Genomic DNA, 11564 nt, shown 5'->3' on the forward strand with positions numbered 1-11564 from the left:
CTGCCGGAAGACACCCTGCACCGGGACGACGGCAGCCTGCTCAATCCGGATCTTCACGGCTATCTGCTGCCAACCATCGGGGACGTGCCCGAGATCGACTCCCGTGTCGTCGACAGCTTCGAACCGCACGGGCCCTTCGGCGCCAAGGAGATCGGCGAGGGTTGTATCGTGCCGATGATGGGGGCCATCGCCAACGCCGTGTACGATGCCTGTGGCGTCCGTGTCACCGAGCTGCCGATCACGCCGGAGAAGATCCTCACCGCTCTCAAGTCCGCCGCCGGGGTGAAGGCGAAATGACCAAGAAGGAGACGCCCGCCGCGGGTGACGCAGTCGGTGCCCGCAAGGAGCGCAAGCTGGAGCATCTGCTTTCCGTGGCCGCGGGCCTGATGGCCGAGCAGGGCTATGCGCAGACCACGATCCGTGACGTCTCGCGCAGGACGGGCTACAGCTTGGCCGGCATGTACTACTACTTCGAGAACAAGGAGGACCTGCTCTACCAGATCCAGCATCGCACCTTCGCCTCCTTGCTGGCCGCGCAGGAACGCGTTGTGGCCGGTCCAGCAACGCCGGAGGAGAAGCTGCGCCAGCTGGTGGACAACCACCTCGTTCACTTCTCGCGGTACGCGAGTGAACTCAAGGTCTGCACCTTCGAACTGCAGACACTCGAGGCCGACCGCTACGGCACCATCGCCGAGCTGCGCCGGCGCTACTTCAAGTGCGTGGCCAGCGTCATCGCGGGAATCATCGGCGGCAGCGATCCGGCTGCCGTGCGCCGGTACACGCTCCTGATCTTCGGCATGCTCAACTGGATCTTCATGTGGTACGACCCCGCGCGCGATGGCGACGTATCCACGCTGGGGGAGGAAATGATGGCGCTGGTCGCGGGCGGCTTGCCGGGATGGCAGAGCGACCGCGCGAGGAAGGACGGCGTATGAAGCTCGGACTGGAGGGCCAGGTTGCCCTCGTCACCGGCGGCAGTCGCGGTATCGGCGCTGCGATTGCGCTGGAATTCGCCCGCCAAGGCTGCGATGTGGCGCTGACCTGTCGTGGCCGGCTGGCCGATGCGCAGGCGGTTGCCGCGCGTGTCGAGGCGCTGGGCCGCCGCGCCCTGGCCGTGCAGACGGACGTCGCCGATCTCGCCGCAGCTGAAGGCACCGTCGGCCGCGTCGTGAACGAGCTTGGCCGCCTGGACATCCTCGTCTGCAACGCGGGCATCACCTGGGACGGCGTCATCTGGAAGATGACAGAGGAGCAATGGGACGCGGTGATCGACACCAATCTCAAGGGTTACTTCACCTACAACCGCGCGGCAGCGCAGGTGTTCAAGGAGCAGCGGCGCGGCAAGATCGTGAACGTCTCGTCCATCAACGGCATGCGTGGCAAGTTCGCCCAGTCGAACTACGCTGCCGCCAAGGGCGGCAACATCGCCCTCACCAAGACCCTGGCGCGCGAGCTCGGCAAGTTCGACGTCAACGTGAACGCGGTCGCACCCGGCTTGGTGATGACGGAGTTGGCTGCGAACATGCCCCAGGAGTTCCTGAACAAGGCGATGAACGAGACGGTGCTGGGGCGGATCGCCACGGCGGAGGAGGTGGCCTATGTGGTCGTTTTCCTCTGTTCCGAGTTCGCCCGGCACATCACGGGCGAAGTGATCAAGATAGACGGCGGCCAGTACATCTAGCAAAGGACGTAGCATGGCACGCGTGGGAGTGGTCGGCATCGGGCACGGCGTTTTCGGGCGGCGCAGCGACGCTTCAGTGCAGGAGCTGGCCTTCGAGGCCTTCCGGCTGGCGCTGGCGGACGCTGCGCTCGAACCGGCGGCGATCGAGGCGACGGTGATCGCGGCCGTACCCGAGTACCACAAGCAGCGCTCGATCGCCGGGGTGGTGCAGGAGTATCTCAACCTGAACCCGAAGCCGGCCTGGTTGACGGAGGTGGCCTGCGCCTCGGGATCGGCGGCAATCCGCACGGCCTGGATGGCGATCGCCTCGGGCCTGCACGAGGTCGTGGCGGTGATCGGCTGCCAGAAGATGACCGAGCTGGACACCCCGGAGATCCTTGCCCTCATGGGACGCGTCGGGGACGTGCAGTGGGAGTCCACCTTCGGCACGACCTTCCCCGGCTACTACGCCCTCTTCGCGCGGCGGCACATGCACGAGTTTGGCACCACCGCCGAGCAACTCGCCCTGGTCGCGGTCAAGAACCACCACTACGGCGCTCTGAACGAGAAAGCGCTCTTCCGCAAGGAGATCACGCTGGAGAAAGCCCTCGCCTCGGATCCCGTGGCCTCGCCCATGCGCGTCTACGACTGCTGCGCGAACGCCGACGGCGCCGCGTGTCTGGTTTTCGCAGCGGAGCGGCGCGCGCGCGCGATCAGCCGGCACCCGGTGTGGCTCGATGGCGTCGGCTGCGCCACGGCCAGCATGTCCGTGCTGCGGCGCCCCGATCTGACAGGGCTACCCTCGGCGGTGGAGGCCTCCCGCCAGGCGCATGCCATGGCGGGCAGCACGCCCCGCCAGGTGAAGGTAGCCGAGGTGCACGACTGCTTCACGATCGCGGAGATCATGGCCTACGAGGACTTGGGCTTCTGCGCCAAGGGCGAGGGCGGCGCCTTCATCGCCGACCGCCAAGCCTACATCGGCGGCGCCACGCCGGTGAACGTGGACGGCGGACTCAAGGCCAAGGGCCATCCGATCGGCGCTACCGGTGTCTCCATGGCCTGCGAGATCGTCAACCAGCTGCGCGGCGAGGGCAGCAAACGCCAGGTACCGGACGCCGATCTCGGGCTTACCCACAACGTGGGCGGGATCGGCCAGTACTGCTTCGTCAACGTCTACCGGAGGGACTAGTTGTGTTCGAGTGGTTCGGCCGCGTCAGCTTCTGTTCGCACACGAAGGTGACGGACTTCGCCTGCCACCTGCGCGCGGGACGCCTCGTCGCCTCGCGTTGTGTCGCTTGCGGGCATCTGGCCTATCCACCCCGCGCCGACTGCCCGGCATGCCTGAGCGAGGACTTCACCTACCACGAAATCAGCGGACGGGGGACGGTGCATACCTACACGCGCATCGATGCGGCTCCGGCCGGCTTCGAGACGTTGTCACCCTACGTGATCGGCGTCGTGGACCTCGCCGAAACGGGACGCCTACTCGCCTGGTTTGGCCCCAGCATCCCCGAATCGGAGATCGCCGTGGGCATGCCCGTGCAGGTGGTTCCCCGTCTCTTCGAGGAGATCGAGGAGATTCGCGTCTACTACAGCCTGGAGCGGCCCGAAGCGCCTGGCGCCGGTGCCGTCTGAGGAAGGGGGCGAGGATGGGCACCGTTCGGTACGAGGTGCGGGAGGATGTGGGTTACCTGACCCTGGACAACCCGCCCGTGAACATCATGACCCAGGCCCTGATGGACGAGCTGGCCGAGAAGCTCGCCACGGTCGGCGCCGACTCCTCGCTGAAGGCGCTGGCGATCGGCGGGGAGGGCAAGGCCTTCAGCGCCGGCGCCGACGTAGGCGAGCACGAACCGGCGCGTGCGGCCGGCATGATTGCCTCCTTTGGCCGCCTCTTCCGCCGCCTCGAAGGCTTGGAGATCCCCGTGGTGATGGCGGTGAACGGAGCCGCCCTGGGCGCTGGCTTCGAACTGGCGATCATGGCCGACCTGCTCCTGGCCGCCGAGTCGGCCACCCTCGGGCAACCGGAAATCCGCTTGGGCTTCTTCGCGCCTGTCGGGGTGGTGGAACTGCCCGCGCTTGTCGGGCGGGCCAAGGCGATGGAGATCACCTGCACCGGCCGCAGCTACACGGCCGCCGAGATGGAGGCCTGCGGACTGGTTTCCCGCGTCGTACCCGATAACGAGCTGCCAGCGGCCCTGGAGACCGTGCTCAAGGACCTGCGCCGCGCCAGCCCGCTCGTGATGCGGCTGAATGTCCGCACTCTCAAGCGCCTCCGCGGGCAGCCCTTCACCGCCGCTCTCAGCGAGGCCGAGCGCGTGTTTCTCGATCAGCTCATGGTCGCCGAGGACCCTCGGGAAGGTGTCGCTGCGTTCTATGCCAAGCGGCGACCGGAGTGGCGCAACCGCTGAACGCGCCTCGGCGCGCGAAGGGAGTTGAGATGCGAATCGTCGTGATCGGAGCGGGGGCGCTGGGCGGCCTCGTAGGGGCGCACATGACCGAGGCCGGCCAGGACCTCACCCTCATCGAGATCAACGAGTCGCGCGCCCGGCTGCTCACGGAGAACGGCCTTCTCATCTCCGAGGGCAGCGCCGGTGAGCGCTGCGTACGAATGAAGGTGGCCGCCAAGATCACGGGTCTGCCCACAGCGGACCTCATCTTCGTTGCCGTGAAGAGCTATCAGACGGAAGACGCGGTGCGCAGCGCGCTGCCGGTTATCGGCGACGGCACCTATGTGCTCTCGATGCAGAATGGGATCGGCAACACCGAGACGATGGCGAGAATCCTGGGACCGCAGCGTGTGCTCTGCGGCATTACCTACCATAGCATCCAGCACGTGGGGCCCAACCGCCTGCGCTACCGAGCCGGGATCAAGCCGATCCAGATCGCGCCGCACGACGGCAGGATCACCCCAGCCATCGAGGCGATCGGGGAGGTCTTTCGGCAGGCCGGTCTCGACACGAACGTCGTTGAGAAGATCGACGACGTGATCTGGCAGAAGCTGCTCCACAATGCGGTCGTCAACCCGGTTTCTGCCCTCACCGGCTTGACCTGCCGCGAGATGCTCGATGACGAGGACCTCCAGCGCTTCATGCGCGCTCTCTGCATGGAGATCGTGGCGGTGATGCGGGCGCGCGGCGTGCCCATCATGGACGAGGAGGATCCCTATCGGCCGGTGATCGGCTCGCAGAAGGCCCTCGGCAAGAACCGGCCCTCGATGTGGCAGGACCTCTCGCGCTCGAACTGTACGGAAGTGGACGCCATCAATGGGGCCATCGTCGAGGAGGCGGCGCGCTTGGGCCTGGCCGCTCCCCTCAATTTCGGTCTCGTCCGCTTCATCCACTCCCGCGAGCGGCAGAAGATCCTGCGCAAGCGTGCTATCGCCGAGACACTGGCCAGCGCGGCACAGGCGGCGCCGGTCGCCAAGGCCCGGTCTCTGCCGAAGATGCACCTGCGTCCGACGCAGCTGGCTCCCGACGGCGGCATGCCTTCGGGGCGCGTTCCCTTGCGCATGGCCCCGCGGCTGAAGGAACTCCTGCGGAACTACTATCTGGACCTGCAGGCGGCCAGCGACGGGGCCGATCGCATGGTGGCCTGCTGTTCCGGTACCGGTCCCGTGGAGATCGTGCGCGCGCTTGGCCTGACGCCCTACTTTCCGGAGAACCACACCGCGCTTATCGGCGCCAGCCGCCAATCGGGGCGCTACATCCCGCGCGCGATGGCCGAAGGCTTCTCGCAGTTCGCCAGCTCGGCGATGGCCTGCGACATCGGTGCCATGCTCATCGGAGACAGCCCCCTGGTCTCCCTCTATGGTATCGCTGGCCCGCCGCGGCCGGATGTCGTGGTGTACAACACGAACTACGGGCACAGCCTGATCCGCTGGTTCGAGTACTACGGCAGGCAATACCGCGTGCCCGTGTTCGGCCTGCACCCATCGGCCGCCCTGGATGCCGTAGACCTGATCGACACCGGCGCCGCCGCGCAGCAGATGTTTCGACTCGTCTCCCAGCTCCAAGGTGTGACCCGGCGGTCACTGGACGTGGACAGGCTAGCGGAGGTCGTGGGGCTCTCGGCCCAGGCGGCGCGGCTGTGGAGAGAGATCCTCAATCTGGCGGAAAGCGTGCCGTCGCCGCTGACCTTCTTCGATGCCCTGATCCACTTGGCGCCCATGGTGCTCATGCGCGGCACGCCGGAGGCGGTGGAGTACTACGAGATCCTGAAGGCGGAACTCGAGGAGCGCGTAGCGGGCAACATCGCCGCCGTCCCCGGCGAGAGATACCGCTTCTACTGGGAGGGCCCGCCGATCTGGTGCGCACTGCGGCCACTGTCAGAGCTCTTCATGAGCCACAGCGCGGCCATCGTGGCCTCTACGTATGCCGACATCTTCGCGCTGGATGGGTTCGACCCGAAGAATCCGATCGAGAGCATGGCCCGCACCTACACCAGCATCTTCCCCAATCGCTCCGACGACTACAAGCAGTCGTACCTCGTCAGCAGATTGAGGCGTTATGGGGTAGACGGGGTGATTCACCACGAGGGGCGTACGACGCCGGAGCACAGCAATGCGCGCTATGGGCTGGACGTCAGCCTGCGGCGGGCAACCGGCCTACGCTCCATTGTCGTGGAGGCGGACACGCATGACCTGCGCCTCTTCTCCATGGACCGCATCATGAGCAGATTGGGCGAGTTCATCGAGATGCAGGAACCGGCGCAGGAGACGGCCGCCGGCTCGGCGGACGGGCCGGATGGCCCGTGGAAGGGAAACGAGAATGAGTGAACTCGCGCGCCCGGTGGCGGGCCTCGACGTAGGTACGGAATTCGTCAAGGCAATCGTGCTTGCCGGCGACGGGGCGATCCTGGGCCGCGCCTCGGTGCCGACGCGGGGCTACTTCCAGGAGCGCGCCCGCGAGGCGCTCGATGCCGCCCTCGACGATGCCCAGACGGCCGAAGACGAGCTTGGCGGACTCTGCGCCACGGGCTTCGGGGCAAGCCTGGTTCACGGCGCCACGCGCACCGCCAGCGAGGCCGCCTGTCATGCCCGGGGCGCCTTCCACCACATACCCGGGGTAATGACAGTGGTGAACATCGGCGGCCAGGAGCCGCGAGTGATTCGGGTGGACGGCAGCGGCCAGCCGACAGAGATCGCCTCGCTGCGCCACTGCGCCGTGGGCATCGGCACCTTTCTCATGTTCGCCGCGCGCCACCTCGATGTCCACCCGACGCAACTCCAGGAACTGGCGGCGGGGGCGGAGCAGCCCGCACATGTCGGCAGCTACTGCTCGGTGTTTGCCGGTGTCGAGCTGCTCGAGCGACTACGCGAGGGAGCGAGCCGCGAGGAGGTTGCCCTCGGCTGCATTCACTCCGTGGCTGAGCGCGTGGCGGAGATCATTCGCTTCGAGGCGCCGATCCGTGTCACTGGTGGCGTGGCCGAGTTCTTCCCCGGCGTGCTCAAGAGGTTGAGCGGGCTCACGGGACAGACAGTGGAGGCGATTCCCGAGCCGATGCTGGCGGGGGCGCTAGGGGCAGCCCTCAAGGCTCGAGATCTGGCTAGCAGGGCCGGGAGCACGCCAGGTGCCGTGGTGGGCACGCAGGCCGCCACGGCCAAGCCCAAGGAGCAGGGATGACAAGGCGGTGGCTGAACAGGGCCTGGGTCATGACCGCGCAGGGATCTCCGTGCGAAGAGCGAGAGGTGAGCCTGCCCGCAACGGCGCCCGGCGAGGCCTTGGTTGCGGTCGCGGGTTGCGGCGTCTGCCATACGGACATCGCCTTTCTGTATGGAGGCGTGCCCACCCGTGCGGAGCTACCACTGACGCTGGGGCATGAGATCAGCGGCCTGGTGCTGGAAGTGGGCGAGGGCGTCGATCCGACGCTGGTGGGCCGACCGGTGCTCGTGCCCGCCGTCATGCCCTGCGGCGAGTGCGCGCTCTGCCAAGCGGGGCGGCGGCGCATCTGCCGCGCACAAGTGATGCCGGGCAACGACCGCCACGGGGGATTCGCCTCGCACGTCCAGGTGCCGGCCCGCTTTCTCTGCCCGGTCGGCGAAGACGTCCTTGCGCGCAACGCGCTCTGGGAGCTCGCGGTCGTCGCCGACGCCGTCACCACGCCCTTCCAAGCGATCAAGAACGCGGGCGTGCGTGACGGCGATCTGGCTGTCGTGATCGGTGCCGGCGGAATCGGCATCCACGCCGTGCAGATCGCCGCCGCGGCCGGCGCCCGGGTGATCGCTCTGGATGTCGACGCGCGCAAGCTGGAGACGGCGAAGGCGCTGGGTGCGGGCGAGACCGTGCATGTGCACGGTCTCGAGATCAAGGACATCCGCGGTCGCGTCAAGGAAGCTGCGCGGGACCTGGGCGCGGACGCCCATTGCTGGAAGCTCTTCGAGACCTCCGGCACCCGCGCCGGGCAGGAGACCGCGCTTGCGCTGCTCGGCTTCGGCGCCCACCTGGCCGTGGTGGGGTTCACCCTGGACAAGCTCGAATTCCGCCTGAGCAATCTCATGGCCTTCGACGCCACGCTGGTCGGCAATTGGGGCAGCGATCCAGCGATCTATCCCGAGGTTCTGGAGTGGATCGCTGCGGGCAAGCTGGAGATCAGCCCGCTCGTCGAGCGCTACGGACTGGACGATCTCAACCGGGTTCTGGCCGCCGCCCACGCGGGCAACCTTCTAAAGCGTCCAGTGATAGTGCCTTAGCGGCGGGAAAGAACCCGCTTGACCCGGCGCTTGCAGGGAGCGACAATGGATCGAACGTTCGTTCTAATTGGGGGGTTGGCCTGAGCCAAGGGCTGATCCTGCCATCGAGGAGGCAAGATGCCCGAGCACATCGTCCGCCGCTGCGAGGAACTGATCTCCGACTTCTCCTTCGACTACGTGCGGCGCTGGAAGGCTGCGGATCCGACGCGGCGCGTGATGGGCTTCCTGCCAATCTACGTTCCCCGGCCTCTCTTGCATGCCGCCGGGATGCTCCCGGTGGGCATCATGGGCGGCGGGTCCCAAGTGGAGATTATCAAGGGTGATGCCTACTTCCAGTCCTACATCTGCCACTTGCCGCGCAGCTTCGTGGAGCTGGCGATGGACGGCAAGTTCGCGGATTTCGACGGCTTTCTCTTCCCCTCGATCTGCGATGTGATCCGCAATCTCTCCGGCATGTGGAAGCTGCTCTTCCCCGGCCTCTACGCGAAGTACTTCGACTTGCCGCAGAATTTCGATCCGGAGTTGGGCGGCAAGTTCTACCGGCAGGAACTGGCCAAGCTCTTGGCCGACTGCGAAGTGCTCACCGGCCGCAAGGTCGCCAACGCCGATCTTCTGGAGAGCATCCGCCTCTACAACTTGAACTACCAGGCGATCACGCAGCTCGACTACCGTCGCCGCCGGGAGCCGTGGTGCTACCCGGCGTCGGAGGCCTACGCCGTGGTGAGGGCGGGGATGATCATGGACGTGAGCGAGCACACCGACCTCGTCCACACCTACATGAACGCCGTGGACGCCGCGGAGCGCCCCTTCCACGACGGCAGCCGCGTCGTGGTCAGCGGGGCATTCTGCGAACAGCCGCCCCTCGACCTCATCCGCACGCTGGAGCTGGCGGGCTGCCTGATCGTCGCCGACGATTTCCTGCTCGGGAGCCGCTGGCACACCACCGCGCTCCCCGAACGCGGAGACGGGCTGGACATCCTCACTGAGGCCTATCTAAGGCGCAGCACCTACTCGAGCAGCCGCTACGATCCCCTCTGCGAGAAGCGCGATCACCTAGCGCTGCAGGTGGCGGAGTCGAAGGCCGACGGCGTGATCTTCTGTGCGCCAAGCTTCTGCGATCCCTCGCTGCTGGATCTTCCCTTGCTCCAGGCGGCGATGGACGAGCGGGGGATCCCCAGCGCGCACTTCAAGTACGCCGAGAACACAGGGCAATTCCAGGCCATTCGCGAGCAGGCCGGCACCTTCGCCGATTCCCTCATGCTCTGGAGCGAGAGATGAGTACGATTCACAAGGAAGAGAGCATGGTCATGCAGAAGACCATGATCGCTGACCACTTCGAGCAGTTGGCCCGCGCCCAGCAGGAGGGCCGCAAGGTTGTCTATACCTTCGTTCCGGGCAACCTGACGGAACTCATCCTCGCTTTTGATCTCCTGCCGGTGCACCCGGAAATCAACGCCCTCCAGTCGGGCATGCGCAAGATCTCCGGCGACTACATTCGCGAAGCCGAGCGCTTGGGCCATTCCGAAGATGTCTGCACCTACGTCAAGTGCGATGTGGGCATGCTGATGAAGGGCAACCTCGGTCCAACCGGCAGGCCGTTGCCGCCGCCGGACCTGCTGCTGCTCAGTTACACGGGCTGCTTCACCTTCATGAAGTGGTTCGAGATCCTGCGCAGCCACTACGACTGCCCCGTGATCATGATCCAAGTGCCCTACCAGGGCGATGGTCGTATCACGCCGGAGATGACTGACTACGTTTCCGAACAGTTGCGGAAGGAGCTGGTGCCGGCCCTGGAGAAGCTCTCCGGCAAGAGGCTCGACGAGGAGCGCTTGCGCGCTCTTCTGCAGCGCTCGCGTGTTGCCGAAGAGAACCTCGTTTGGGCGCTGGAGTCGGCCAAGCGCCGCCCCTCACCCATCGATGCCTACTTCGGAGGCGTCTACTACATCGGCCCCATCTTCACCGCCTTTCGGGGCACGCAGGCCTGCGTCGACTACTACGCTCTGCTGCGGCGGGAGATCGAGGCTCGTCTAGAGGCGGGGCAGGGCCCGCTCACGCCCGATGGTCTTCTCGCGGAGGAGAAGTACCGGGTGGTCGTCGAGGGTCCTCCCAACTGGACCAGCTTCCGCGAGTTCTGGAAGATGTTCTACGACGAGGGTGCGGTGGTGGTCGCTTCCAGCTACACCAAGGTGGGCGGGACCTACGATCGCGGCTTCCGACACGACCCCGCACGGCCTTTTGCGAGTCTGGCCGAGTACTGCCTGGGATGCTACACCAATCTCAATCTGCCCGATCGGGTGCAGATGCTCACCGACTACGTCCGCGACTACGCCGCCGACGGCTTCCTCATCAACTCCATCAAGAGCTGCAATTCCTTCTCGGCCGGCCAGCTCCTGATCCTGCGCGAGGTGGAGAGGCGGACCGGCAAACCAGGCGGGTTCATCGAATCCGATCTGGTGGACCCGCGCTACTTCTCGGGGGCCAACATCAAGAACCGCCTGGAGAGCTACTTCCAGATGATCGATCTCAAGCGCCAGGAGCAGTACTCGTGAAGTGCTACGTCGGCATTGATCTCGGTTCCACGACGACGAAGGCGATCGTCCTCGATGCCGAAGGGGGAATCGTCGGGCGCGGCCTCACCAACAGTCGCAGCGACTACATGGTGGCGGCTGCGGTAGCCCAGAACGAAGCCTACATCAACGCACGTTTCGAATTGCTCCGCAAGCTGCTGCACGGCGACGAGAGCCAAGCGACGGATGAGTACCTGCATCGACTGCGGATTCGCTTCCGCTACGAGCAGATTCATGAGCACTACCGGCATCTGCGCGAGCGATGTCTGGCGGGCGCGGAGGAGAAGCGCGGGAGCGACGGCGACTTGGCGAGGACCGTCGACGAGATCTTCACGGCAATGGAAGAGAAGCTTGCCGACCACATCGCCAGCTTCGGCGATGACGAGAGCCTCTTCTTTCGCGACGTTGCCGGTAGCCTGTACATGGCGCTCGCGGAGACGGCCGCGCGGCGGTGGGAAGTGTCCTTCGATCTCCTGATCGGGCTCTACGATCGGGCCATTCTCCTGGTGGAGGGGCAGCTCCTCGAACAGTCCTTCCGCGACTGCGCTGAGGCGGCGCTCGCGGGTCTGGAGCTGCCGATGGGCAATGACCTCGACGCCGAGGTTCTACGCCAAGCCGTGGCAGAGGTGGCCGGCGTCGAGTTTTT

At 66.1% G+C, this 11564-nt stretch carries 11 protein-coding genes; all 11 read left to right on the forward strand.

The genetic code is table 11. The features are described 5' to 3' along the window. The first annotated feature begins 293 nt into the window (after positions 1–293). Positions 294–935, forward strand: a complete 642-nt coding sequence (locus tag FJ251_09145) for a TetR/AcrR family transcriptional regulator (GenBank protein ID MBM4117895.1) — start codon at positions 294–296, stop codon at positions 933–935. After that, positions 932–1681: an SDR family oxidoreductase gene (locus FJ251_09150; protein ID MBM4117896.1), complete on the forward strand. Its 750-nt coding sequence runs from the start codon at positions 932–934 to the stop codon at positions 1679–1681. Before FJ251_09145 ends, FJ251_09150 begins: the two co-directional genes overlap by 4 nt. A gap of 13 nt (positions 1682–1694) precedes the next feature. Continuing rightward, on the forward strand, positions 1695–2849 hold the full coding sequence (locus tag FJ251_09155; GenBank protein ID MBM4117897.1) for a thiolase domain-containing protein: 1155 nt from the start codon (positions 1695–1697) through the stop codon (positions 2847–2849). Positions 2850–2896: 47 nt separating this feature from the next. Next, positions 2897–3295 carry a Zn-ribbon domain-containing OB-fold protein gene (locus tag FJ251_09160; GenBank protein MBM4117898.1) on the forward strand — a complete coding sequence of 133 codons (399 nt, stop codon included), beginning with the start codon at positions 2897–2899 and terminating at the stop codon, positions 3293–3295. A 14-nt stretch (positions 3296–3309) separates the two neighbouring features. Beyond that, positions 3310–4071 (forward strand): enoyl-CoA hydratase/isomerase family protein, encoded by a 762-nt coding sequence (locus FJ251_09165; GenBank protein MBM4117899.1) that lies wholly within the window; start codon positions 3310–3312, stop codon positions 4069–4071. A gap of 29 nt (positions 4072–4100) precedes the next feature. Continuing rightward, on the forward strand, positions 4101–6437 hold the full coding sequence (locus FJ251_09170; protein ID MBM4117900.1) for a 2-dehydropantoate 2-reductase: 2337 nt from the start codon (positions 4101–4103) through the stop codon (positions 6435–6437). Beyond that, positions 6406–7284: a hypothetical protein gene (locus tag FJ251_09175; protein MBM4117901.1), complete on the forward strand. Its 879-nt coding sequence runs from the start codon at positions 6406–6408 to the stop codon at positions 7282–7284. The genes FJ251_09170 and FJ251_09175 overlap by 32 nt, the downstream gene beginning before the upstream one ends. A gap of 11 nt (positions 7285–7295) precedes the next feature. Continuing rightward, on the forward strand, positions 7296–8351 hold the full coding sequence (had, locus tag FJ251_09180; protein ID MBM4117902.1) for a 6-hydroxycyclohex-1-ene-1-carbonyl-CoA dehydrogenase: 1056 nt from the start codon (positions 7296–7298) through the stop codon (positions 8349–8351). A 117-nt stretch (positions 8352–8468) separates the two neighbouring features. Then, positions 8469–9629 (forward strand): benzoyl-CoA reductase subunit C, encoded by a 1161-nt coding sequence (gene bcrC / locus FJ251_09185; protein MBM4117903.1) that lies wholly within the window; start codon positions 8469–8471, stop codon positions 9627–9629. Further along, positions 9626–10900, forward strand: coding sequence for a benzoyl-CoA reductase subunit B (gene bcrB, locus FJ251_09190; GenBank protein MBM4117904.1), 1275 nt, complete (start codon positions 9626–9628; stop codon positions 10898–10900). Before bcrC ends, bcrB begins: the two co-directional genes overlap by 4 nt. Then, positions 10615–11564: hypothetical protein (locus FJ251_09195; GenBank protein MBM4117905.1), on the forward strand; the 950-nt coding region annotated here is incomplete at its 3' end. The genes bcrB and FJ251_09195, both read left to right, overlap by 286 nt.

The sequence above is a fragment of the bacterium genome, from assembly GCA_016873475.1.
Lineage (GTDB): Bacteria > Krumholzibacteriota > Krumholzibacteriia > JACNKJ01 > JACNKJ01 > VGXI01.

Coding starts and splice junctions, on each gene's coding strand:
- FJ251_09145 (MBM4117895.1), top strand. CDS start 294: ATGACCAAGAAGGAGACGCCCGCCGCGGGTGACGCAGTCGGTGCCCGC.
- FJ251_09150 (MBM4117896.1), top strand. CDS start 932: ATGAAGCTCGGACTGGAGGGCCAGGTTGCCCTCGTCACCGGCGGCAGT.
- FJ251_09155 (MBM4117897.1), top strand. CDS start 1,695: ATGGCACGCGTGGGAGTGGTCGGCATCGGGCACGGCGTTTTCGGGCGG.
- FJ251_09165 (MBM4117899.1), top strand. CDS start 3,310: ATGGGCACCGTTCGGTACGAGGTGCGGGAGGATGTGGGTTACCTGACC.
- FJ251_09170 (MBM4117900.1), top strand. CDS start 4,101: ATGCGAATCGTCGTGATCGGAGCGGGGGCGCTGGGCGGCCTCGTAGGG.
- FJ251_09175 (MBM4117901.1), top strand. CDS start 6,406: ATGGCCCGTGGAAGGGAAACGAGAATGAGTGAACTCGCGCGCCCGGTG.
- bcrC (MBM4117903.1), top strand. CDS start 8,469: ATGCCCGAGCACATCGTCCGCCGCTGCGAGGAACTGATCTCCGACTTC.
- bcrB (MBM4117904.1), top strand. CDS start 9,626: ATGAGTACGATTCACAAGGAAGAGAGCATGGTCATGCAGAAGACCATG.